Origin of the sequence: Proteus sp. G2673, from assembly GCF_009915125.1 — a bacterium.
Classification (GTDB): domain Bacteria; phylum Pseudomonadota; class Gammaproteobacteria; order Enterobacterales; family Enterobacteriaceae; genus Proteus; species Proteus penneri.
The window spans coordinates 115815-140745 of the sequence record NZ_JAABLT010000018.1; the positions used below are offsets into that span (position 1 = coordinate 115815).

The window sequence follows — 24931 nt, forward strand, 5'->3', positions numbered from 1 at the left end:
TATTATTGCGTTATCCGCAACAGATATCTATCTGACTAACCTCTTAGTTGAATGTGAGATGAGATCATGAAAAAAGAATGGTATACAGCGAAAGAATTAGTGGGGCTTGCGGGGTTACCTAACTCCCCGCAGGGAGTTAACTTGATGGCGCGTCGTGAAGGATGGGAAAACCGTCGTAAACGTGGCGTGCAGGGTAAAGCTGTCGAGTATTCCGTAAAAAGTCTGCCTGATGAGGTGATTAGTGTGCTCGCTGCACATGAACCTCCAGCAGAGTATTTATCTAAACGTCAGGATGCCTTTTTGATTTGGGTTGAAGCCTATTATCAATTGACTAAATCAGAACGAGAAAAGATTGTGAAATTCGTACTGCGCGAAGGGCTAGCAAAGCTTATTAGCTATATTGATGCGGATAATCAAGATGCTATCGAACGAGAAAACGAAGAAGTTCTCAATAAATTAAAAAGCCCACCAGAATCGATGTAGTCGCTCTAGCGGGCTTCTTTACATTATTACATTAATGTTATGATTGACGTTGCACAGCGACGTGAGCAAGCCCAATAAGTGCATCTTTATACGGTGAGTTAGGTATAATTGATAAAGCTTCAATCGCTTTGTCTGCTTCTTCTTCTGCTTTTTGACGGGTATATTCCAAAGAGCCACACTGTTTCATAGTATTTAAAACAGTATCCAATAAATGACGGCCATTACCTTGCTCAATGGCTTGGCGAATTAATTTGGATTCTTCTTCATTGCCATTATGCATAGCATGAAGCAATGGCAACGTTGGTTTACCTTCATCGAGATCATCACCAGTGTTTTTACCCAACTGGTTGTTATCTGCATCATAATCAAGCAAATCGTCAATGAGCTGAAAAGCAGTCCCAAGATAACGACCATAATCTTGGAATGCTTTTTCTTGCTCAGGCGTTGCACCCGAAAGGATTGCTGATGCATGAGAAGCGGCTTCAAAAAGACGAGCTGTTTTGCTGTAGATAACTTGCATATAGTCATCTTCAGAAATGTCAGGATCGTTACAATTCATTAGCTGTAAAACTTCACCTTCAGCGATCACATTGGTGGCGCTAGACATTAATTTTAGTACACGCATCGAATCAAGATCCGTCATCATTTGAAAAGATCGTGTATAAATAAAGTCGCCAACAAGTACACTAGCAGCATTGCCAAAGACAGCATTTGCCGTTTGTTTTCCTCTGCGCATATCAGATTCATCAACAACATCATCATGTAACAATGTTGCAGTATGAATAAATTCGATCAGCGCGGCGACCGAGATATGTTTGTCACCTTGATAGTCCAATGCTCGTCCAGTGAGCACAGCGATCATTGGTCGGATCCTTTTACCACCACCACTAATGATGTAGTAACCAAGTTGGTTTATCAAAGAAACATCTGAATTAAGCTGGTAAAGGATTGCCTCATTTACCGCAGTCATATCAGCGGATGTTAGTTTTATAATAGATTCTAAATTCATGTTTTTTCGACTTTGGCTCGCCAATGAGCGCGTTATTATTAATAAAAAATGATCATGCCATAGATTTTACTCTCTTATAATTTAGATTGTACTTTAAAAATGGCTGAAATAAATATCGTGTAAAAAACTCTTTTTTTTAACGCTAGTTTGCGATCTGTACTTGTCATCGGCACTAAATTTGCGTAGAATTCGCGCCCTATGTGAATATTTTAATTGTGCACTCAAATTATACATATTGGGAGTGTGCGGAAAGCGGAGTTTATATGTACGCGGTTTTCCAAAGTGGTGGTAAACAACACCGAGTCAGCGAAGGTCAAACTATTCGTTTAGAGAAGCTGGAAGTAGCTACTGGCGAAACAATCGAGTTTGATACTGTAATGATGGTCGCTAATGGCGATGACATTCAAATTGGCGCTCCAATCCTTGCGGGCGTTAAAGTTAAAGCGGAAGTGGTTGCTCACGGTCGCGGCGATAAAGTTAAGATTGTTAAGTTCCGTCGTCGTAAACACAGCCGTAAACAACAGGGCCACCGTCAGTGGTTTACTGATGTTAAAATCACTGGTATCGCTTAAGGTTTAGGAGAGTAGTTCAATGGCACATAAAAAGGCTGGCGGCTCGACTCGTAACGGTCGTGATTCCGAAGCAAAACGTCTGGGTGTTAAACGTTTCGGTGGTGAAGCTGTATTAGCAGGTAGCATCATCGTTCGTCAACGTGGTACTAAGTTCCATGCAGGTACTAACGTTGGTTGTGGTCGTGACCACACCCTGTTTGCATTAGCTGACGGAAAAATTAAGTTCGAAGTTAAAGGTCCAAACAACCGTAAATTTATCAGCATCGAAGCTGAATAATTACTGGTCCTTTAAGCACCGAGTCAAAAGCCCTGCAAATCTGTTGCGGGGCTTTTTATATTTAAAAAAGGCCATCTCTGGGTAATTTCGGCCATCCAGCACGTTAATGGCTACTATACGGAGTAAAATCATGAAATTTGTTGATGAGGCCAAGATCCTAATCGTCGCGGGCGATGGTGGTAACGGCTGTGTGAGCTTTCGTCGCGAAAAATATATCCCTAATGGGGGACCAGACGGTGGTGATGGTGGTGATGGTGGTGATGTCTACATGATTGCGGACGAAAACCTCAACACCTTAATTGATTACCGTTTTACAAAATCTTATCGCGCAGAACGTGGTGAAAATGGTCACAGTCGTGACTGCACCGGTAAGCGTGGTCAAGACATTACAATTAGTGTTCCTGTTGGAACACGCGTCCGTGATTTAGCTACTAATGAAATTATTGCTGACTTGACTGTCCATGGTCAAAAGCAAATGGTTGCTAAAGGTGGCTTTCATGGTTTAGGTAATACTCGCTTTAAATCTTCGGTTAACCGTGCTCCACGCCAACGTACTATGGGTACTCCGGGTGAATCTCGAGAAGTTCTCTTAGAGCTAATGTTATTAGCCGATGTAGGTATGTTAGGTATGCCGAATGCGGGTAAATCCACATTTATTCGTGCAGTATCAGCAGCAAAGCCTAAAGTTGCTGATTATCCATTTACAACGTTAGTACCAAGCCTAGGTGTGGTGCGTATGGATAATCACCAAAGCTTTGTGGTTGCAGATATTCCCGGATTAATCGAAGGCGCTGCTGATGGCGCAGGTCTTGGGATCCAATTCTTAAAGCACTTAGAACGCTGCCGTGTGTTATTACACTTGATCGATATTGATCCTATTGATGGATCAGATCCTGTGGAGAATGCAAAAATTATTGTCTCTGAACTAGAGAAATACAGCGAAAAATTAGCACAGAAGCCACGTTGGTTAGTGTTCAATAAAGTTGATCTTCTTGATGCTGAAGAAGCAAAAGAGAAGGCAAAAGCAATTGTTGAAGCACTGGGTTGGGATGAAAACTATTATATGATAGCAGCCATCAACCAAGAAGGTGTAAAAAAACTTTGCTGGAATATCATGGAATTCCTGAATGTTACTCCGCGTGAGCAAGATGTTGTTGCAACAAATGCAGAGTCAGGAAAAGTTGACTTTATGTGGGATGATTATCACAAAGAACAGCTTGAAAATCCTGATTTCGAAGAAGATGATGACGATGATTGGGATGAAGAAGACGATGATGGTATTGAATTTATCTACCAACGTTAAGGATCATTCTGGTTGTGATTAAAATAAAAAACGCCTGATTAATTAGGCGTTTTTTGTATCTGTTGCTTATCTCGTGTAAATCTAACGGTTATTGTACATATCTTTATACAGATTCGTTTCAAAACGCACTAAATAAGCGCGTCCAGCATTGCGATTCTTTGTGGGAGGTGAATACGCTGAAACGTACTGTACAAACGCAACTTTCTGCCCATTTGCCGTGGTCATAAAGCCCGCAAGATTGTAAACCCCTTTTAATGAACCGGTTTTGGCGGAAACTTTGCCATCAACACCCGCTTCATGAAAACCGCCTCGATATTGTAATGTACCGTCATGCCCTGAAAGGGGAAGCATCGTGATAAAGTTTAAATCACTCTCATGCTGTCCAATATATTGAAGGACTTGCATCATGGTTGCAGGTGAAATGAGGTTATGGCGAGAAAGACCAGAGCCATCAACCATAACGGTATTTCCTAAATCAATTCCGGCTTTTTGTTTTAAAATAGCACGGGTTGCCTCTGCACCAGATCGCCAAGTCCCTGCAACACCATAATACTCACGACCAATGGTTCTAAAAACGGTGTCTGCAATCATATTATCAGACTCTTTTAGCATGGTAGTCAGTAAGTTATGTAACGGTTTTGATTGCGTCTGTGCGAGTACAGTAACAGGTGCTTTTAGTTGAGATCGACGTTTGATATAGCCATCAAGTTCAATATTGGCGCGCTGTAACTCTTCTTTTAAAATTGTACCGGCCCAATGAGCTCCATCTTGAATAGAAAACATTAAAGGTACAGCATCGTCACGTTTAGGAATACAACCTGTGATGACATAAGTATTTAAGTCTCGAACAGTGACGTCTAATTCACAAAAACGGGTATGAGTTGATCCTTTTTCATAAGTTTCAACTTCACTTAAAACGGTTACAGGATAGAACGAAGCTTTACGTATTGTGGCAATATCACCTTCTTTGTTACCACTTTGCAATAAAACGGAAAAGCAGTTTTTATCAACAATCGCGGCACTAGGAGGGGCACTAAAGCATTGAGTTAGATCATTCCAAACCCAACCTGGTGCTTTATCGTGGCTTGAAAAAGCAGAGGTATCAATAAGCAAATCACCCTGTACTTTTGTAACGCCGGATTGCTTTAATACGGCAACCATTGCTCTTAATTGCTGGCGACTTAATGTAGGATCGCCTGTAAAACGAAAGATCAAATCACCATTAAGCTGATTGTCCTTTATTTTACCTTCTGTTTCCATTGTTGTGGTGAATTGATAATCTCCCCCTAATTGAAGTAATGCAGCAAGTGCGGTCACTACTTTCTGAGTACTTGCAGGAAGTGCTAATTGATCGGCATGATAGTTAAGATTAGGAGAAGCAGCGCCAACGGGTTGAGTTATTAAACCCACTTGTGTTCCTTCAGGAAGAAGGGATATATAGTTTTCAACAGGTATCGCTTGGGTTGAAAAACTGATGATACTTAATGTGTAAAGTATCCGTCGAAATGTTGATAGTAAGCGCATAATTTCTCTATCTGTGACTATAACGTGTAACGTTACAGTATTGATTGCCAGAGGCTAATACTAAAGGGCAATGAGGGCAAAAGTAAACGGTAACAAGCAGGATTAGCCCATTATCGGAAAAAGTCTGTTTATCTCTTCATAAAGAGAGATAAGGCGTGAAGCAATGCTTCTGTTGTGTTAGATTTAGTTTTAAGTATGGGTGGTTTAGTTTACGTCCCAATAGCATGAGTTGGGAATATATTAGCGCCCCTCATTCACCGAATATACGTAGAGACAGGCCCAATTTAAGGTTGCCTGTGTCTTTTTTTGTCTTGAGAAGAGTAAATAGATCCTTTTCTCTGTGTTGTTAGTATAAAAAATCAGGATGATACCTATTTTTTATTAGGAATAGTATTGAGGTATTAACACATGAATCAGATCCCTATGACAGTTCTAGGTGCAGAAAAATTACGCGAAGAGCTGGAATATTTAAAAAATGTTCGTCGTCCCGAGATTATTGCAGCTATTGCAGAAGCTCGTGAACATGGAGACTTAAAAGAAAACGCGGAATATCATGCTGCAAGAGAGCAACAAGGTTTCTGTGAAGGTCGTATACAAGAAATTGAAGCAAAATTATCAAATGCTCAAGTTATTGATATTACTAAGATGAATAACAATGGCCGTATTATTTTTGGTTCAACAGTTACACTGTTAAATGTTGAAAATGAAGAAGAGCAAACTTACCGCATTGTTGGTGATGATGAAGCTAACATTAAAGAAAACTTAATTTCTGTTAATTCACCGATTGCGCGTGGGTTGATTGGAAAAGAGTTAGATGATGTCGTTGTTATTACTACACCTGGTGGACAAGTCGAGTATGAAGTTTTAAACGTAGAATATATTTAATTTATAATTTTACGTTTCTATAGAAAACTAGAGTGCCATCCTGTGGTAATATAAAAAAGGCCTTAAAAGGCCTTTTTTGCCATAGAGTTAGTTATGGCATTTTTATATAAAGATACAAGTTTTATTTCGGTAAAATAATTTTGCGTGCTTCTGAAGGACGATAAAGAACAAGAATTTTTCCGATAACTTGTACATTCTGTGCACCGCTTTCGCGTACAATCGCAGCCACGATCAAGTTTTTAACATCTCGATCTTCGCCTGCGATTTTGACTTTGATAAGCTCATGGTGCGCCAGAGCGAGTTCAATTTCTGCAAGAACGCCTTCAGTCAACCCGTTGTTACCAATCATAACGACTGGATTCAGGTGATGAGCGAGCCCTTTCAGGTGTTGAATTTGTTTTTTGTTAAGAGTCATCATTAATTTTTGCTTTGTTGGGATTGAAAACGATCTATTCTAACGCCATCTCTCATTTATCACCATAAAATGTCGTTAATACGGGGTTAAATGAGTGAAAGAGTAAAAATATTGATAGCTAAGTGTATGATAGTTGGAAAACGCAATGGCCAATAAAAAACGTTCGGCAAGCTCTAGCCGCTGGTTACAAGAACATTTTAGTGATAAATATGTTCAGCAAGCACAGAAAAAAGGGTTTCGCTCTCGTGCTTGGTTTAAACTTGAAGAAATTCAGCAAAGTGACAATATCTTTAAACCAGGTATGACCGTTGTCGATTTAGGAGCAGCCCCAGGAGGGTGGTCTCAATATGTTGTACAGAAGTTAGGAAGCAAAGGTCGAATCATCGCATGTGACCTTTTACCTATGGATCCTATAGTCGGAGTCGATTTCCTTCAAGGCGATTTTCGTGATGAACTTGTGTTGAAGGCATTGCTTGATAGAGTAGGTGAAAACAAAGTCCAGGTTGTCATGTCTGACATGGCTCCAAACATGAGCGGTACACCCGCGGTCGATATCCCTCGATCCATGTATTTAGTAGAGTTAGCGCTTGATATGTGTCGTGATGTACTGGCTCCCGGGGGAAGTTTTATTGTCAAGGTGTTTCAGGGAGAAGGCTTTGATGAGTACCTGGGGCAAATACGCTCCCTGTTTACGAAAGTGAAAGTTCGTAAACCAGACGCTTCGCGGTCTCGTTCTCGTGAAGTATATATTGTAGCCACAGGGCGTAAACTTTAGTACCCTAAAGCTATTTGTTAACACAGTTGTAATATGAGGTTAATCCCTTGAGTGACATGGCGAAAAACCTGATCCTCTGGCTAGTTATTGCAGTCGTTTTGATGTCATTATTCCAGAGCTTCGGACCCAGCGATTCGAATAGTCGTAAGGTGGATTACTCTACCTTTATCAATGAGTTAACTAATAACCAATTACGCGAGGTCAGCATAAGTGGTTATGATATTAATGTAACTAAAACAGATAACTCAAAGTACAGCACGTATATGCCTATGCGTGATGACAACCTGCTGACCACTTTAATGAACCGTAATGTAAAAGTAACGGGCGAACCACTTGAAGGCCAAAGTCTTCTGACTCAAATTTTTGTGTCTTGGTTCCCAATGCTATTACTTATTGGTCTTTGGATTTTCTTTATGCGCCAAATGCAAGGTGGTGGCGGTAAAGGTGCGATGTCTTTCGGGAAAAGCAAGGCGCGCATGTTGACAGAAGACCAAATCAAAACAACTTTTGCTGATGTTGCAGGTTGTGATGAAGCGAAAGAAGAAGTAAGCGAATTAGTTGAATATTTGCGTGATCCGGGTCGCTTCCAGAAGTTAGGGGGTAAAATCCCTAAAGGTATTCTGATGGTGGGGCCTCCTGGTACAGGTAAAACGTTATTAGCGAAAGCCATCGCGGGTGAAGCGAAAGTTCCATTCTTTACCATTTCAGGTTCTGATTTTGTTGAAATGTTTGTGGGTGTGGGTGCTTCTCGTGTTCGTGATATGTTTGAACAAGCTAAAAAAGCAGCACCTTGTATCATCTTTATCGATGAAATCGATGCGGTTGGTCGCCAACGTGGTGCTGGTTTAGGTGGTGGTCATGATGAACGTGAACAAACACTGAACCAAATGCTCGTTGAAATGGATGGCTTCGAAGGTAATGAAGGTATTATTGTTATTGCGGCAACTAACCGTCCTGATGTGTTAGACCCAGCATTACTTCGTCCTGGTCGTTTTGACCGCCAAGTGGTTGTTGGTTTACCTGATGTGCGTGGACGTGAGCAAATCCTTAAAGTCCATATGCGCCGCGTGCCTTTATCACCAGATGTTGATCCAGCAATTTTAGCACGTGGTACGCCAGGTTTCTCTGGTGCTGACTTAGCTAACTTAGTTAATGAAGCCGCTTTATTCGCTGCACGTGGTAATAAACGTGTTGTCTCAATGGTCGAGTTTGAGAAAGCGAAAGATAAGATAATGATGGGTGCAGAGCGTCGTTCAATGGTGATGACGGAAGAACAAAAAGCATCAACTGCTTATCATGAAGCTGGCCACGCAATTATTGGACGTTTAGTACCTGAACATGATCCTGTGCATAAAGTAACGATTATTCCTCGTGGACGTGCATTAGGTGTGACTTTCTTCTTACCAGAAGGCGATCAAATTAGTGCGAGTCGCCAGAAGTTAGAGAGCCAAATTTCAACACTTTACGGTGGCCGTTTAGCTGAAGAAATTATCTATGGAGCAGAGCATGTTTCTACGGGTGCTTCTAATGACATCAAAGTGGCAACTAATATTGCACGTAATATGGTGACACAGTGGGGCTTCTCTGAAAAATTAGGACCATTGCTGTACGCAGAAGAAGAAGGTGAAGTGTTCTTAGGTCGTTCTGTTGCTAAAGCGCAGCATATGTCTGATGAAACAGCGCGTACAATTGACGAAGAAATTAAAGCTATCGTTGATCGTAACTATGTTCGTGCTCGTCAGATCTTAATGGACAACCTTGATATTCTGCACTCAATGAAAGATGCACTGATGACTTATGAAACTATCGATGCGCCTCAAATTGATGATTTAATGAATCGTCGTGATGTTCGTCCACCTGCGGGTTGGGAAGGCAATAATGGCAATAGTAGTACAACTACTGCCCAGCCAGCACAAGCGCATGTAGCGAGTGAGCCAAAAGATAAGCCAGAGTCAGAAAGTGATACACCTTCTGATAAAAATACTCACTAATCCTTATCGGGTTATGCACATTGAGTAAGCTATAAATACAAACCCCAGGCTTCTGGGGTTTTTTTATGAAGGTATCAATGAAATGAAATTAATGGCGAGAGGAACAGAACTTAACTTATCAGCACCTCAAGTTATGGGGATTTTGAATGTTACTCCAGACTCTTTTTCTGATGGTGGCACTCATAATTCACTTAATGATGCAGTTGATCATGCGGCAAAATTAATCGCTGAAGGGGCTACTATCATCGATATTGGTGGTGAGTCTACTAGACCTGGCGCAAGTGATGTCTCTATTGATGAAGAGTTGCAGCGTGTTGTTCCTGTTGTTGAGGCTATTCGTCAGCGTTTTGATATTTGGATCTCTGTTGATACATCCAAAGCTCAGGTCATTACTGAATCAGCAAACGTAGGTGCTTCAATTATCAATGATATTCGCTCTTTACGAGAGCCGGGAGCACTTGAAGCAGCCGCTAAAACAGGTTTGCCTGTGTGTATTATGCATATGCAGGGCAACCCCAAAACTATGCAACAATCACCACATTATGAGAATGTGATGATGGATGTCGATCGTTTTTTACAAGAAAATATTCAGCGTTGTGTTGATGCTGGGATCGAAAAAAATCAAATTATTCTTGATCCAGGATTCGGCTTTGGTAAAAATTTAGCGCATAATTACCAATTATTAGCACACTTAAGTGAACTTCATCACTTTGGCCTACCTATACTTGCCGGAATGTCACGCAAATCAATGGTTGGACAATTATTGAATGTGCCACCACAAGAGCGTGTTGCTGGTAGCGTGGCCTGTGCAGTTATTGCAGCGATGCAAGGCGCACAAATTATTCGTGTACACGATGTTAAAGAGACTGTTGATGCGATGAAAGTCGTACAAGCGACTCTTTCTGCAAAGGAAAATAATGAATGAGCGAACGTAAATACTTTGGAACAGATGGTATCCGTGGAAAAGTAGGTGATAGTCCGATTACACCTGATTTTGTCTTAAAACTAGGTTGGGCTGCGGGTAAAGTATTAGCACGTCATGGCTCTCGCAAAATCATTATTGGTAAAGATACTCGTATTTCAGGCTATATGCTGGAATCAGCATTAGAAGCGGGTTTAGCGGCTGCAGGTTTATCAGCCTCATTTACTGGGCCAATGCCAACACCTGCTGTTGCTTATTTAACGCGTACATTCCGCGCTGAAGCTGGGATTGTCATTTCGGCCTCTCATAACCCTTATTACGATAACGGGATCAAATTCTTCTCTATTGATGGCACAAAATTACCGGATGAAGTAGAAGAAGCTATTGAAGCTGAAATGGAAAAGCCAATTACTTGTGTTGAATCAGCCGAGCTTGGTCGTGCAAATCGTATCGTGGATGCGGCAGGTCGTTATATTGAATTCTGTAAGGGGACTTTTCCGAATGAAAACAACCTTAATGGTTTAAAAGTGGTTGTCGATTGTGCTCATGGTGCAACATACCATATTGCGCCAAACGTATTTCGTGAATTAGGCGCTGAAGTGATCACTATTGGTTGTGAGCCAACGGGTATCAATATTAACGAAGAGTGTGGCGCAACAGATGTTCGTATGTTGCAAAAACGCGTATTAGAAGAAGGCGCTGATGTTGGTTTAGCTTTTGATGGTGATGGTGACCGTATCATTATGGTTGATCATCAAGGTCTAAAAGTTGATGGTGACCAAATTCTCTACATTATTGCAAGAGAAGCGTTACGCCAAGGCCAATTACGTGGTGGTGCAGTTGGTACTCTAATGAGTAATATGGGATTAGAGATTGCACTTAAACAACTGGGTATTCCTTTTGTCAGAGCAAAAGTGGGTGACCGCTATGTGCTTGAAAAATTACAAGAGAAAGGTTGGCGTTTAGGTGCTGAAAATTCAGGCCACATTATTTTATTAGATAAAACGACTACAGGTGACGGTATTGTTGCAGGTTTACAAGTTTTAAGTGCAATGGTGCGTAACCATATGAGTCTGCATGATCTATGTAGTGGCATGAAACTATTACCACAAGTTTTAGTGAATGTTCGCTTTACGGGTAGCCATGATCCGCTACAAACAGCAGAAGTTCAGAAAGTCGCTAAAGCAGTTGAAGACGAACTGGCTGGTAAAGGTCGTGTATTATTGCGTAAATCAGGTACAGAACCTTTAATTCGTGTCATGGTTGAAGGTGAAAATGAAGAGCAAGTGACTGCGATGGCAAATCGTATTGCTGACGCAGTGAAGCACGTTGGTTAATTGATGATTTTTTCTTCAATCAATCACTTTGTAGTAAAATAACCTTGCTTGTCAGTTCAGCTTTGGTTAGTATTCACACCCGCTTAGTAAGGTCTTGAACTAAAGCGGGTGAAGCAATCGAAGGTTATCGTTAAGTCGATAAGTTCCATAGAAAAGGTAACGCAAATGTATACGGCACTCATTGTTATTCTTATCATTGTAGCAACAGGGCTAGTTGGTCTGATCCTGTTACAGCAGGGTAAAGGTGCTGATATGGGCGCTTCTTTTGGTGCAGGTGCTTCCGGTACAGTATTTGGTTCAAGCGGTTCAGCTAATTTTATGACCCGTATGACCGCTGTTTTAGCGACAGCTTTTATTGTACTTGCCCTTATTTTAGGTAATCTAAGTGCCAATAAAACTGTGCGTGAAGACAGCAAATGGATGTCTATCGAGCAGACTACAGAAGAAGCTAAAAAAGCTGAGCAGTTAGCAGCGCCTGTAGCGCCAGCAAATACAGATATTCCGCAGTAAACTAAGTAAAGATTTAAATGAGATTGTTAATATTTACGCAGTGACAGTCTCATTAAGTGCCGAGGTGGTGAAATTGGTATACACGCTACCTTGAGGTGGTAGTGCCTATAAAACGGGCGTACGGGTTCAAGTCCCGTTCTCGGCACCATTATTCCAGATAGCTTGCGTTTTGCTTGTTATCAGCGTAAAATTTGCCACGTTTTTCGAACGCGGGGTGGAGCAGCTTGGTAGCTCGTCGGGCTCATAACCCGAAGGTCGTCGGTTCAAATCCGGCCCCCGCAACCACTTCTAACAATACAGCACTTTTCTCATTAATCATCTTGTTGAACCGATTATGATCCTGAGTGGAATGTGCCGTAAGAAGAGGTTATTCTCGAATGGCAAGTTACAGGGTCCAGTTGCATAAAGCCCCGAATTTCGGGGTTTTTTGTTATCAGAGAATAGAATACTGGGCTATAGGCCCTTTTTTTATGCCTTGGGGGTGGGTTTGTCCACATTAGAGCAAAAATTAACAGCGATGGTTTCAGCACCAGTAGAAGCATTAGGCTTTGAATTTGTCGGTCTTGAGTTTATTCGTGGCCGAGAATCAACATTGCGCATCTATATTGATAGTGAAGACGGTATCACTGTTGATGATTGTGCTGATGTTAGCCACCAGGTCAGTGCTGTGCTGGATGTTGAAGATCCAATTCAAACAGTTTATAACCTTGAGATTTCCTCTCCTGGTTTAGAACGACCTTTATTCACTGCAACGCATTATGAACAATTTATCGGTGAAGAAGCCGCTATTGTATTACGAATTGCAATGCAAAACCGCCGTAAATGGCAGGGCATTATTAAGTCTGTCGCTGGCGAAATGATCACGGTTACTGTGGATGGTAAAGACGAAGTGTTCGCACTGAGCAACATCCAGAAAGCTAACCTGGTACCCCACTTTTAAGTTTTGAAGAGGCAACTAGGATGAACAAAGAGATTCTGGCTGTTGTGGAAGCGGTCTCTAACGAAAAATCTCTTCCTCGTGAAAAGATTTTTGAAGCACTGGAAACCGCACTAGCGACAGCAACTAAGAAAAAATACGAGCAAGAAATTGACGTTCGCGTTTGTATCGACCGTAAAACCGGTGACTTTGATACATTCCGTCGTTGGGTTGCTGTTGATGAAGTGACTCAACCAACTCGTGAAATCACACTTGAAGCTGCTCAATATGAAGATCCTAGTATTGAACTAGGTGGTTATATTGAAGATCAGATTGAATCTGTTACTTTCGACCGTATTACAACACAAACTGCTAAACAAGTTATCGTACAAAAAGTACGTGAAGCTGAAAGAGCAATGGTTGTTGATCAATTCCGCGAACAATTAGGCGAAATTATCACGGGTGTTGTGAAGAAAGTGAACCGTGAAAATATCACTTTAGATTTAGGTAATAACGCCGAAGCGGTTATTTTACGCGAAGATATGTTACCGCGTGAAAACTTCCGTCCAGGTGACCGTTTACGTGGTGTTTTATACGACGTACGTACAGAAACTCGTGGTGCACAACTTTTCGTGACACGCTCTCGCCCTGAAATGCTGGTTGAACTTTTCCGTATTGAAGTACCAGAGATTGGCGAAGAAATCATTGAAATTAAAGCTGCAGCGCGTGATCCAGGTTCTCGTGCCAAAATCGCAGTAAAAACTAACGACAAGCGTATTGACCCCGTGGGTGCTTGTGTTGGTATGCGTGGTGCACGTGTACAAGCCGTTTCCAGTGAATTGGGCGGCGAGCGAATTGATATTGTTTTGTGGGATGATAATCCTGCACAATTCGTCATTAATGCAATGGCTCCGGCAGATGTTGCTTCTATTGTTGTCGATGAAGACAAATGCACAATGGATGTTGCAGTCGAAAGCAGTAACCTTGCACAGGCAATCGGCCGTAATGGTCAAAACGTTCGTCTGGCAGCACAGTTACTGAAAAAACATCGTGGTGATGACAAGTGGGAATTAAACGTCATGACTGCTGATGAACTGAATGCAAAACATCAGGCAGAAGCAAACGCAGCCATTGAAATATTTACTAAGCATCTCGACATTGATGAAGACTTCGCAACTGTTTTAGTTGAAGAAGGTTTCTCTACCCTTGAAGAGTTAGTTTATGTGCCAATCAGTGAACTGCTGGCTATTGACGGATTAGATGAAGACACCGTTGAAGCTCTACGTGAAAGAGCAAAAGCTGCACTAACAACGATTGAGTTGGCTCAAAAAGAAAGCCTAGGCGATAACCAGCCAGCTGAGGACTTATTAGCTCTCGAAGGCTTGGAGCGCTCTTTAGCATTTGATCTAGCTGCCCGTGGTATCTGCACACTGGAAGATCTTGCCGAACAGGGTATCGATGACCTAACTGATATTGAAGGTTTAAATAGTGAGCGCGCAGGCGAACTCATTATGGCCGCACGTAATATCTGCTGGTTTGGGAATGATGCGTAACAACTGAGCAGGAAGGAACAGAATGACAGATGAAACAGTAAAATCACTGGCAGAAGAGATTCAGACACCGGTTGAACGTTTGGTACAGCAGTTTGCTGATGCCGGTATTAAGAAGACCGTCTCTGATTCCGTCTCCCAAAAAGAGAAAGAAACCTTACTGGCTTGGTTGAATCGTGATAAAGACGTATCAACCAACCAACCAGAAAAGTTAACGTTACAACGCAAAGTGCGTAGTACGTTAAGTGTTCCTGGTACAGGTGGCAAAAGTAAATCAGTAGCCATCGAAGTCCGCAAAAAACGCACTTATGTGAACCGTGACGCCATTGAAAAAGCGCAAGCGGATGAGCAAGCTCAGCGTGAAGCGGAAGAAAAGGCGCATCGCGAAGCCGAAGAAAAAGCCCAGCGCGAAGCACAAGAGAAAGCACAGCGCGAAGCTGAAGAAAAAGCAAAACGTGAAGCTGAAAAGGCAAAGAAAGACGCCGAAGAAAAAGCGAAACGTAAAGCTGAAGAAGCAAAACGTGAAGCAGCGGAATTAGCTAAGCGCGAAGCAGCGGAAAAAGATAAAGTGAAACAAAACGATAAACCAAAAGCTGATAAAGCAGCAGATCAGGAAAAAGCACGTCGCAATGCTGAACAGGCTGAACTGAAGCGTAAAACGGAAGAAGCACAGCGCCGTAAAGCGGAAGAAGAAGCACGTATAGCAGCAGAAAAAGCACGTCGTTTAGCTGAAGAAAATGCTGAAAAATGGACTGCTGAACCTAAAGCACCAGAAACTGAAGGCTCAGACTATCATGTAACAACATCACGTTATGCTCGTGATGCAGAAGATGAAAGTGATGCTGAAGTTGAAGGTGGCCGCGGTCGTGGTCGCAATGCTAAGGCTCCTCGTCCTAAGAAGAACAACCGCCATTCTGAAAAAGCAGATCGTGAAGAAGCACGTGCTGCTGGTCGTACTAACAAGAAAGGTAAACGTAAAGGTAGCTCATTACAGCAAAGCTTCAATAAGCCAGCGGCTGTTGTAAACCGTGATGTTATTATCGGTGAGACTATTTCTGTTGCTGAACTAGCTAACAAAATGGCAGTGAAAGGGTCTGAAGTTATCAAAACTATGATGAAAATGGGTGCGATGGCGACCATTAATCAGGTTTTAGACCAAGAAACTGCACAGCTTGTTGCTGAAGAAATGGGTCATAAAGTTATCTTACGTCGTGAAAACGAGTTAGAAGAACAAGTTATGAGCGATCGTGATACTGGCGAAGAAAGTGCAGTATCTCGCGCTCCAGTTGTGACTATTATGGGTCACGTTGACCATGGTAAAACATCATTACTGGACTACATTCGTTCAACGAAAGTAGCATCAGGCGAAGCGGGTGGTATCACCCAGCATATCGGTGCTTATCACGTTAAAACTGACAAAGGTGAAATCACCTTCCTAGATACTCCAGGTCACGCCGCGTTTACTTCAATGCGTGCTCGTGGTGCTCAGGTTACGGATATCGTTGTTCTGGTTGTTGCGGCAGATGATGGTGTCATGCCACAAACTATCGAAGCAATTCAACACGCAAAAGCAGCAAATGTACCTGTTGTTGTTGCAGTGAACAAAATTGATAAACACGAAGCTGATCCAGATCGCGTTAAAACTGAACTGTCTCAATATGGCATTCTGCCAGAAGATTGGGGTGGCGAAACTCAGTTTATCCATGTATCTGCAAAACAAGGTTTAGGGATTGACGAACTGCTGGATGCTATTCTTTTACAAGCTGAAGTTCTCGAACTGAAAGCAGTTAAAGAAGGTATGGCAAGCGGTGTTGTTATCGAATCTTACCTTGATAAAGGTCGTGGCCCAGTTGCAACAATTCTTGTCCGTGAAGGTACACTGAATAAAGGTGACATCGTTCTGTGTGGTTTCGAATACGGTCGTATTCGTGCAATGCGTAACGAATTAGGTAAAGACGTTCAATCTGCTGGCCCATCAATGCCTGTTGAGATTTTAGGTCTGTCTAATGTTCCTTCTGCGGGTGATGAAGCAACGGTTGTTCGTGACGAGAAGAAAGCGCGTGAAGTTGCATTATACCGTCAAGGTAAATTCCGCGATGTTAAACTGGCTCGTCAGCAGAAATCTAAACTGGAAAACATGTTTGCTAACATGGAAGAAGGTAAAACTTCTGAACTGAACATCGTTCTGAAAACAGACGTTCAAGGTACTTGTGAAGCGATTACTGATGCATTAGTTAAACTGTCTACTAATGAAGTTAAACTGAAAATCATCGGTTCGGGCGTAGGTGGTATCACCGAAACTGACGCAACATTAGCGGCCGCTTCTAACGCAATCATTCTTGGTTTCAACGTTCGTGCTGATGCATCTGCTCGCCGTATCATTGAACAAGAAAGCGTTGATTTACGTTACTACTCCGTCATCTATAGCCTGATTGATGAAATCAAACTGGCAATGAGCGGTATGTTGGCACCTGAATATAAACAAGAAATCATGGGTCTTGCAGAAGTCCGTGATGTGTTTAAATCACCTAAATTCGGCGCGATTGCGGGCTGTATGGTGGTTGAAGGTAACATCAAACGTAATAACCCAATTCGTGTTCTACGTGATAACGTGGTTATCTATGAAGGCGAACTCGAGTCATTACGTCGCTTTAAAGATGACGTCAACGAAGTGCGTAATGGCATGGAATGTGGTATCGGTGTGAAAAACTACAACGATGTCCGTGTCGGCGACATGATTGAAGTCTTCCAAGTTATCGAAATCAAACGTTCTATTGATTAATTTAGTACGTCTTGTTTTAAAAGGGAGCTTAAGGGCTCCCTTCTTATTCCTTTCTTTGTTGTATTCTTCGCTTATTTCCTCTCCAATTTTCAATATAACCGAAATAGACAGCCTTTCAGTAATTTATGAAAGTGAAATAACAGGGTAAAATAGCACCAAAGAAACATTTTATTTCTAAAGAAAGAAATCAGAGAAAGCGGTTGTTAAATACCACTTCATGTATACTCTTTAGATATCATTAATTTTAGATTTGAATTAATAATGACAATCAGGGCGATACCCTATTGTCAGGGAGAGATAAAATGGCAAGAGATTTTAGCCGTAGTCAGCGTGTTTCTCAGGAAATGCAAAAAGAAATCGCCATCATTCTACAACGTGAAGTCAAAGATCCTCGCATTGGAATGGCCACTGTGTCTGGCGTTGAAATTTCTCGTGATTTGGCTTATGCCAAAGTATTCGTCACCTTTTTAAACTTATCTGGTGGTGAAAAAAGCGAAGAAGAAATGGTTGCAGAGGGTTTAACCGCACTTAATGAAGCCGCTGGTTTTATTCGTTCTTTATTAGGCAAAGCAATGCGTTTACGAATTGTGCCTGAACTGACATTTGCTTATGACAACTCATTAGTTGAAGGTATGCGTATGTCTAACTTAGTTTCTAACGTCGTTAAAAGCGATGAAGAGCGCCGTCATAAAGAGGACAAATAATGGGGCGTCGTCGTAAGGGGCGCGAGATTAACGGCGTATTGCTACTCGATAAACCCCAAGATATTTCTTCTAACGATGCACTTCAAAAAGTCCGCCGTATGTTTAATGCCAGTAAGGCAGGGCATACGGGGGCATTGGATCCTTTAGCAACAGGTATGCTTCCTATTTGTTTAGGTGAAGCAACGAAATTTTCACAGTTTCTATTGGATTCGGATAAACGTTATCGTGTTATTGCCCGTTTAGGGCAACGAACCGACACCTCTGATGCACATGGCGAGATTATTCAAGAGCGCCCTGTGCAATTTACACAGCAAGTTTTAGATGATGCCTTGGATAGTTTTCGTGGTGAAACATTGCAAGTTCCTTCAATGTACTCTGCCTTAAAACATCAAGGTAAACCGCTTTATGAATATGCTCGACAAGGCATAGAAGTTGAGCGAGAAGCAAGACCGATTACCGTTTATGAACTTCAGTTTATTCGCTGGGAAGGTGATGAATTAGAGCTGGAAATTCATTGTTCCAAAGGTACTTATATTCGAACAATTATTGATGATCTTGGTGAGAAATTACAATGTGGTGCTCACGTTATTTTCTTACGTCGACTAGAAGTTGCCGATTATCCTAAAGAACGAATGGTAACGTTAGAGCAATTAAGCGCGATGAAAGAAAATGCACAAACTGCACAAGAAGATCCTTTCGCGGCACTTGATGCTCTGTTATTGCCTATGGATACCGCTGTTGCACATTTTCCTGCTGTGAATCTGACCACGATTATTGCGGGTTATCTCAAGTTAGGACAGCCTGTTCGCGTTAATCATGATATCAATGAAGGCGAATGGGTGAGAGTAACTGAAGGTGATGAAAAAAAATTCATTGGTCTTGCTATCATTAAAGATGGCTTAGTTGCACCAAAAAGAGTCGTTGTAGACTATAGCGCACAAGATAACACTTAATAGCAATCTTGCGCTAAAAGTGTTTGGAGCGTAGAATAATGCGGCTATCTGTTTAGGTGGCTGAGTTGGATAGCTGAATTAGAGATTGGCTATCTGAAAATTTTACTTAATTTGGAGTTTATTATGTCTCTAAGTACTGAAGCGAAAGCAAAAATCGTTGCTGAATTTGGTCGTGATGCTAACGATACTGGCTCAAGCGAAGTTCAGATTGCACTGCTGACTGCAGAAATCAACCACCTGCAAGGTCACTTTTCAGAGCACAAAAAAGATCACCACAGCCGTCGTGGTCTGCTGCGTAAAGTTTCCAGCCGTCGTAATCTGCTGGACTACCTGAAACGTAAAGATGTTGCTCGTTACTCTGCACTGATTGAACGTTTAGGTCTGCGTCGCTAATCAAGAGAGTTTCAGTGGAAAGGGGCCTGTTGGCCCCTTTTCTACTAGAAAGTGCTATTTTTAATATTAGTCGTTATGTTTTAATGTGGTGATTGTTATTTAGTCTCTCTAGTTACGACAATTCGCGCGGCTAATGAAAGTGTTTATCATTAAGTGGTTAATATTTTCATTAGTCGCGAGGGGACGTAGCGGAGAAAAGATCATTCATCGTCGCTAAACATCTGGCGACAATAAGATAAAGGATATTATTTTGCTGAATCCTACAGTTCGTAAATTTCAATACGGTCAACATACTGTTTCATTAGAAACAGGTATGATGGCTCGTCAAGCAACAGCTGCTGTTATGGTTGACATGGACGGCACTGCTGTTTTTGTTACTGTTGTTGCAAAGAAAAAAGTTAAAGCTGGACAAGATTTCTTCCCATTAACGGTTAACTACCAAGAGCGTTCATACGCTGCTGGTCGTATTCCTGGTAGCTTCTTCCGTCGTGAAGGTCGTCCTGGTGAAGGCGAAACGTTAATTGCACGTTTAATTGACCGCCCTTTACGTCCATTATTCCCAGAAGGTTTCTTAAACGAAATTCAAATCGTTGCTACCGTTGTTTCAGTTAATCCACAAGTTAACCCAGATATCGTTGCAATGATTGGTGCTTCTGCGGTATTAGCGCTGTCAGGTGTTCCATTCAATGGTCCTATTGGTGGTGCTCGTGTTGGTTTTATCGATGGGCAATATGTTCTAAACCCAACTGTTGATGAGCTAAAAGTTAGTAAATTAGACTTAGTGGTTGCCGGTACAGCAGGCGCGGTACTGATGGTAGAATCAGAAGCTGATTTATTATCAGAAGAAGAAATGTTAGGTGCAGTCGTATTTGGTCATGATCAACAACAAGTTGTGATCGAAAACATCAATGCATTAGTTGCAGAAGTGGGTAAAGAGAAATGGGATTGGGCGCCAGAAGCTATCAACCAAACTTTACATGACCGTATTGCACAATTAGCACAAGCTCGTATTGGTGATGCTTACCGTATCACTGAAAAACAAGAACGTTATGAGCAAATCGAAGCTATCCGTGATGAAGTTATCGCGACATTACTCGCTGAAGATGAAACTTTAGATGAAGCTGAAATTAGCGAAATCTTCTCAGGTCTTGAGAAAAACATCGTTCGTGCTCGCGTATTAGCTGGCGAACCACGTATTGATGGTCGTGAAAAAGACATGGTACGTGCATTAGATATTCGCACGGGTTTATTACCACGTACCCACGGTTCAGCACTGTTTACTCGTGGTGAAACTCAGGCTCTGGTAACGGCAACATTAGGTACTGCACGTGATGCTCAAACTATTGATGACATCATGGGTGAGCACACTGATACATTCTTACTGCATTATAACTTCCCTCCATACTCTGTTGGTGAAACAGGCATGATGGGTTCACCAAAACGTCGTGAAATCGGTCATGGTCGTTTAGCAAAACGTGGTGTGTTAGCTGTAATGCCAACAATTGAAGAATTCCCATATACTGTTCGTGTGGTTTCTGAAATTACTGAATCAAATGGTTCCTCTTCAATGGCATCTGTATGTGGTGCTTCTTTAGCACTGATGGATGCAGGTGTACCAATTAAAGAATCTGTTGCAGGTATTGCAATGGGTCTAGTTAAAGAAGGCGACAACTTTGTTGTTCTTTCCGATATTCTGGGTGATGAAGACCATTTAGGTGATATGGACTTTAAAGTTGCGGGTAGCCGTAACGGTGTCAGCGCATTACAGATGGATATCAAAATTGAAGGTATCACTCGCGAAATCATGCAGGTCGCATTAAACCAAGCGAAAAGCGCACGTCTACATATTTTAGGCGTAATGGAAGATGCAATTAGCAAACCTCGTGCTGATATTTCTGAATTCGCACCACGCATTCATACTATCAAAATTAATCCAGACAAGATCAAAGACGTTATCGGTAAAGGCGGTTCAGTTATCCGTGCATTAACGGAAGAAACGGGCACAACGATCGAAATCGAAGATGATGGTACTGTGAAGATTGCTGCAACAAGTGGCGATCAAGCAAAACAAGCTATCGCACGTATCGAAGAGATCACTGCAGAAGTTGAAGTGGGTCGTATCTACAACGGTAAAGTCACTCGTATTGTAGATTTCGGTGCATTCGTTGCTATCGGTGGCGGCAAAGAAGGTCTGGTTCATATTTCTCAAATTGCAGACAAACGCGTTGAGAAGGTGAGTGACTACTTGGAAATGGGTCAAGAAGTTCCAGTAAAAGTACTGGAAATTGACCGTCAAGGCCGTATTCGCTTAAGCATGAAAGAAGCTCAAGCTAATCAGCAGGAAGCAACAGAAACTTCTTCTGAAGATTCTGCTAATTAATGATACTCTACTACCGATATCTAGACATGGGTATCGGTAGAGACTTATTATGATTGACAAGTAGGACGTCTAGAACGCTTTTTGTTGAAAGGTCTGACTTTGGGAGTGAGAAATGAAAACATTTCTGCGCAGTTGTTCTATTGCTGTTTTCATCTTTATTTCCGGATGCAGCACTAGTCCAGAATGGCGTCAGAATGCGGTTTTTGCCACACCATTGCAGCCTTCTTTACAACAAGAAGTGATATTAGCTCGTATAGAACAAATCCTAGCGAGCCGCTCATTAACCGAAGATGAATACGCACAGCTTTTATATGAGCGTGGTGTGCTGTATGATAGTCTCGGTTTACGAGCTTTAGCGCGTAATGATTTTTCAATGGCGCTATCAATACGACCAGATATGCTAGAAATTTTTAATTTTCTAGGTATCTATTTTACGCAAGCAGCGAATTACGATGCTGCTTATGAAGCGTTTGATTCTGTTTTAGAGCTTGATCCAACTTACAATAATGCGCGTTTTAATCGTGGTATCGCTTCGTACTACGGTGGCCGATTGAAATTGGCGCAGGATGATCTGCAGGCGTTTTATCAGGTCGATCCAAATGATCCCATTCGTTCGCTTTGGTTATATCTTGTAGAAAAAGAGATAAACACTGATTTGGCTAAACAACAGCTAAAACAGCGATACCAGCAGGCGGATAAAACGGGACAATGGGGATGGAATATAGTTGAGTTTTATTTAGGCGACATTAATGAGAAAACATTAATGTTGAAACTAAATGAGGCTTCAACCGATAACACTTCGCTCGCTGAGCATCTTAGTGAAACTAACTTCTATTTAGGTAAGTATTACCTAAGTCTGGGGGATACGGATAGCGCAGAAGCGTTATTCAAGCTGACGGTTGCCAACAACGCACATAACTTTGTTGAGCACCGCTACGCATTGTTGGAATTAGCACTGTTAGGCCAACAAGAAGACCTAGCGGAATCGGACCAGCAATAGCTGACGAACATTTCTCTGATCAGTTTGAAAGCCATCATCTGTATAGGATGAGGGCTTGTTTGTTCGTTTAATAATATAATTTGAGCCAGTTCACATTTTAGATGATAAAGACCGACAAACCATGCGGTATGTTATGTCAACTGGCTGCCATAATGAATGAGGCACAGTGACATGACTACTGAAACCGATATGACTTTTGCTGATCTAGGTTTATCAGCACCTATTTTGACTGCACTGAATGACTTAGGCTACGAGAAGCCTTCTCCAATTCAGCAACAATGTATTCCTTTCCTTTTAAACGGTAATGATGTTTTAGGTATGGCACAGACCGGTAGTGGTAAAACTGCCGCATTTAGCCTGCCATTATTACATAATCTTGATGAATCATTAAAAGCACCACAAATTTTAGTTTTAGCGCCTACTCGTGAACTTGCGGTTCAGGTTGCTGAAGCAATTGAAGATTTTTCTAAGCATTTACCAAAAGTAAATGTTGTTGCTTTATATGGTGGTCAGCGTTACGACGTTCAATTACGTGCGTTACGTCAAGGACCACAAGTGGTTGTAGGTACACCAGGTCGTTTATTAGACCATTTAAACCGTGGCACATTAGATTTATCTAAACTGAAAGGTTTAGTTTTAGATGAAGCTGATGAAATGTTGCGTATGGGCTTTATTGAAGATGTTGAAAATATCTTAAGTAAGATCCCAGCAGAACACCAAACTGCGCTGTTCTCTGCAACCATGCCAGAAGCTATTCGTCGTATTACACGTCGCTTCATGAATGATCCTAAAGAAGTTCGCATTCAAAGCAGTGTAACAACTCGTCCAGATATCAGCCAAAGTTACTGGATGACATTTGGTGCGCGTAAAAATGAAGCATTAATTCGTTTCTTAGAAGCGGAAGACTTTGATGCAGCAATTATTTTCGTTCGTACTAAAAACGCAACATTAGAAGTTGCTGAAGCATTAGAACGTAATGGCTATAACAGTGCCGCATTAAATGGTGACATGAACCAATCATTGCGTGAGCAAACGTTAGAGCGTTTGAAAAATGGTCGTTTAGACATTTTAATCGCGACTGATGTTGCAGCTCGTGGTCTTGATGTTGACCGTATCAGCCTTGTTGTGAACTATGATATCCCAATGGATTCAGAATCTTATGTTCACCGTATTGGTCGTACTGGTCGTGCCGGCCGTGCTGGTCGCGCAATTTTATTTGTTGATAACCGTGAGCGTCGTTTACTGCGCAATATCGAACGTACAATGAAGATGACAATTCCTGAAGTAGAACTGCCAAATGCAGAACTCATCAGCCAACGTCGTCAGGAAAAATTTGCACAGCAAATCGCGCAACAATTAGAAACTAGCAACCTTGACCAGTACCGTGCTCTGTTACCTAAATTAGCTCCACAAGGTGAAGAAGCGCTGGATATGGAAACACTGGCTGCGGTATTACTGAAAATGGCTCAAGGTGAGCGCGCACTTATTCTGCCACCTGATCCCGTTCGTCGTCCTCGTCGTGAATTTAACGATCGTGACGATCGTCGCCGTGATAACGATCGCGAGCGTTCTCCTCGTCGTGAACGTCGTGATGCTGGCGAAATGGATTTATATCGTATCGAAGTGGGTCGTGATGATGGTGTTGAAGTTCGTCATATCGTTGGTGCGATTGCTAACGAAGGCGATATCAGCAGCCGTTACATTGGTAATATCAAGTTGTATGGTTCTCACTCAACCATCGAATTACCAAAAGGTATGCCAACTGATTTATTAAGCCATTTCACACGTACGCGTATTATGAACAAACCACTGAATATGCAATTAGTGGGTGATGCTCAATCTCAGCCTTTCCGTGAGCGTCGTAATAACAGCCGTCGTGATGGTCAGCCACAAGGTGGTCGTCGTTTTAGTAACGGTGACCAACCACAACGTCGTGGTAATAACGATCGTGGTGGCGAACGCGGTAACTTCCGTAGTCGTAATAACGAAGGTACTCCACGTCGTCGTAGCAGCTCTCATCACCAATAAGAGCCTACAATCGACTCAATATTAAATTGAGTCGATGATAAAAAATAAAAACCAGTCAACGAAAGTTGGCTGGTTTTTTTATGCGTATTTATTTTTATTGCTAGGCTTTATTAATTAGCTCAATCACTTTTGTTTCTATCTGTGGTGTGAGTTTTGCATTAATCATGATTTTTATATTTGTTACTAAACCCAGCCGCAAGGATCTCATTACATAAGCGAATT

22 protein-coding genes and 2 tRNA genes are annotated in these 24931 nt (G+C 41.9%); 21 read left to right on the top strand and 3 right to left on the bottom strand.

What is annotated here, in order from left to right; translation table 11 throughout:
- The first annotated feature begins 66 nt into the window (after window positions 1-66).
- The gene (locus GWI59_RS09110) at window positions 67-483 is read left to right on the top strand and encodes a DNA-binding protein (protein ID WP_006535709.1); all 417 of its coding nucleotides are present in this window, start codon (window positions 67-69) and stop codon (window positions 481-483) included.
- Window positions 484-520: 37 nt separating this feature from the next.
- Here GWI59_RS09110 and ispB read toward each other — a convergent pair whose 3' ends face one another.
- Window positions 521-1492, bottom strand: a complete 972-nt coding sequence (ispB, locus tag GWI59_RS09115) for an octaprenyl diphosphate synthase (protein ID WP_006535708.1) — start codon at window positions 1490-1492, stop codon at window positions 521-523.
- A gap of 263 nt (window positions 1493-1755) precedes the next feature.
- Between ispB and rplU the strand changes: the two genes are divergently transcribed.
- From rplU to cgtA, 3 genes are all read left to right on the top strand, one after another.
- Entirely contained in the window at window positions 1756-2064 is a 309-nt protein-coding gene (gene rplU / locus GWI59_RS09120) for a 50S ribosomal protein L21 (RefSeq protein WP_006535707.1), read from the top strand.
- Window positions 2065-2083: 19 nt separating this feature from the next.
- A complete protein-coding gene (gene rpmA / locus GWI59_RS09125) occupies window positions 2084-2341 on the top strand; it encodes a 50S ribosomal protein L27 (RefSeq protein ID WP_006535706.1) in 258 nt (85 codons plus the stop codon).
- Between the two features lie 130 nt (window positions 2342-2471).
- Window positions 2472-3644, top strand: a complete 1173-nt coding sequence (gene cgtA / locus GWI59_RS09130; RefSeq protein WP_109399660.1) for an Obg family GTPase CgtA — start codon at window positions 2472-2474, stop codon at window positions 3642-3644.
- 81 nt (window positions 3645-3725) lie between these two features.
- On the opposite strand, the gene dacB is transcribed toward cgtA, so the two are convergent.
- Window positions 3726-5168, bottom strand: a complete 1443-nt coding sequence (dacB, locus tag GWI59_RS09135; RefSeq protein ID WP_109847953.1) for a serine-type D-Ala-D-Ala carboxypeptidase — start codon at window positions 5166-5168, stop codon at window positions 3726-3728.
- Between the two features lie 408 nt (window positions 5169-5576).
- Here dacB and greA point away from each other — a divergent pair, with 408 nt between their 5' ends.
- Complete coding sequence (gene greA, locus GWI59_RS09140) at window positions 5577-6053, top strand: transcription elongation factor GreA (protein WP_006535701.1); 477 nt, start codon at window positions 5577-5579, stop codon at window positions 6051-6053.
- A 121-nt stretch (window positions 6054-6174) separates the two neighbouring features.
- On the opposite strand, the gene yhbY is transcribed toward greA, so the two are convergent.
- A complete protein-coding gene (gene yhbY, locus GWI59_RS09145) occupies window positions 6175-6468 on the bottom strand; it encodes a ribosome assembly RNA-binding protein YhbY (RefSeq protein ID WP_036914752.1) in 294 nt (97 codons plus the stop codon).
- Between the two features lie 145 nt (window positions 6469-6613).
- On the opposite strand from yhbY, the gene rlmE reads away from it, so the two are divergent.
- From rlmE to GWI59_RS09225, 16 genes are all read left to right on the top strand, one after another.
- Entirely contained in the window at window positions 6614-7243 is a 630-nt protein-coding gene (gene rlmE / locus GWI59_RS09150) for a 23S rRNA (uridine(2552)-2'-O)-methyltransferase RlmE (RefSeq protein WP_006535698.1), read from the top strand.
- Window positions 7244-7290: 47 nt separating this feature from the next.
- Window positions 7291-9234: an ATP-dependent zinc metalloprotease FtsH gene (ftsH, locus tag GWI59_RS09155; RefSeq protein WP_072064556.1), complete on the top strand. Its 1944-nt coding sequence runs from the start codon at window positions 7291-7293 to the stop codon at window positions 9232-9234.
- An 82-nt stretch (window positions 9235-9316) separates the two neighbouring features.
- Window positions 9317-10159 carry a dihydropteroate synthase gene (gene folP / locus GWI59_RS09160; RefSeq protein WP_006535695.1) on the top strand — a complete coding sequence of 281 codons (843 nt, stop codon included), beginning with the start codon at window positions 9317-9319 and terminating at the stop codon, window positions 10157-10159.
- Window positions 10156-11493 (top strand): phosphoglucosamine mutase, encoded by a 1338-nt coding sequence (gene glmM / locus GWI59_RS09165; protein ID WP_006535694.1) that lies wholly within the window; start codon window positions 10156-10158, stop codon window positions 11491-11493. The genes folP and glmM overlap by 4 nt, the downstream gene beginning before the upstream one ends.
- A 165-nt stretch (window positions 11494-11658) precedes the next feature.
- Window positions 11659-12003: a preprotein translocase subunit SecG gene (secG, locus tag GWI59_RS09170; protein WP_036914692.1), complete on the top strand. Its 345-nt coding sequence runs from the start codon at window positions 11659-11661 to the stop codon at window positions 12001-12003.
- Between the two features lie 58 nt (window positions 12004-12061).
- A tRNA-Leu gene (locus GWI59_RS09175) sits at window positions 12062-12151 on the top strand.
- Between the two features lie 60 nt (window positions 12152-12211).
- Window positions 12212-12288: transfer RNA gene (locus GWI59_RS09180), tRNA-Met, on the top strand.
- A gap of 202 nt (window positions 12289-12490) precedes the next feature.
- Window positions 12491-12943 (top strand): ribosome maturation factor RimP, encoded by a 453-nt coding sequence (rimP, locus tag GWI59_RS09185; RefSeq protein ID WP_036914691.1) that lies wholly within the window; start codon window positions 12491-12493, stop codon window positions 12941-12943.
- Window positions 12944-12963: 20 nt separating this feature from the next.
- Window positions 12964-14472 carry a transcription termination factor NusA gene (nusA, locus tag GWI59_RS09190; RefSeq protein WP_006535691.1) on the top strand — a complete coding sequence of 503 codons (1509 nt, stop codon included), beginning with the start codon at window positions 12964-12966 and terminating at the stop codon, window positions 14470-14472.
- 22 nt (window positions 14473-14494) lie between these two features.
- On the top strand, window positions 14495-17251 hold the full coding sequence (gene infB / locus GWI59_RS09195; protein ID WP_115065040.1) for a translation initiation factor IF-2: 2757 nt from the start codon (window positions 14495-14497) through the stop codon (window positions 17249-17251).
- Window positions 17252-17553: 302 nt separating this feature from the next.
- Window positions 17554-17955 (top strand): 30S ribosome-binding factor RbfA, encoded by a 402-nt coding sequence (gene rbfA, locus GWI59_RS09200; RefSeq protein ID WP_006535687.1) that lies wholly within the window; start codon window positions 17554-17556, stop codon window positions 17953-17955.
- Entirely contained in the window at window positions 17955-18908 is a 954-nt protein-coding gene (gene truB, locus GWI59_RS09205) for a tRNA pseudouridine(55) synthase TruB (RefSeq protein WP_006535686.1), read from the top strand. The genes rbfA and truB overlap by 1 nt, the downstream gene beginning before the upstream one ends.
- Window positions 18909-19031: 123 nt before the next feature.
- Complete coding sequence (gene rpsO, locus GWI59_RS09210) at window positions 19032-19301, top strand: 30S ribosomal protein S15 (RefSeq protein WP_072064551.1); 270 nt, start codon at window positions 19032-19034, stop codon at window positions 19299-19301.
- Between the two features lie 250 nt (window positions 19302-19551).
- Window positions 19552-21681: a polyribonucleotide nucleotidyltransferase gene (pnp, locus tag GWI59_RS09215; protein ID WP_109847951.1), complete on the top strand. Its 2130-nt coding sequence runs from the start codon at window positions 19552-19554 to the stop codon at window positions 21679-21681.
- A 112-nt stretch (window positions 21682-21793) separates the two neighbouring features.
- The gene (gene nlpI / locus GWI59_RS09220; RefSeq protein ID WP_072064550.1) at window positions 21794-22681 is read left to right on the top strand and encodes a lipoprotein NlpI; all 888 of its coding nucleotides are present in this window, start codon (window positions 21794-21796) and stop codon (window positions 22679-22681) included.
- A gap of 171 nt (window positions 22682-22852) precedes the next feature.
- A complete protein-coding gene (locus GWI59_RS09225) occupies window positions 22853-24709 on the top strand; it encodes a DEAD/DEAH family ATP-dependent RNA helicase (protein ID WP_161724508.1) in 1857 nt (618 codons plus the stop codon).
- The last annotated feature ends 222 nt before the right edge of the window (window positions 24710-24931 follow it).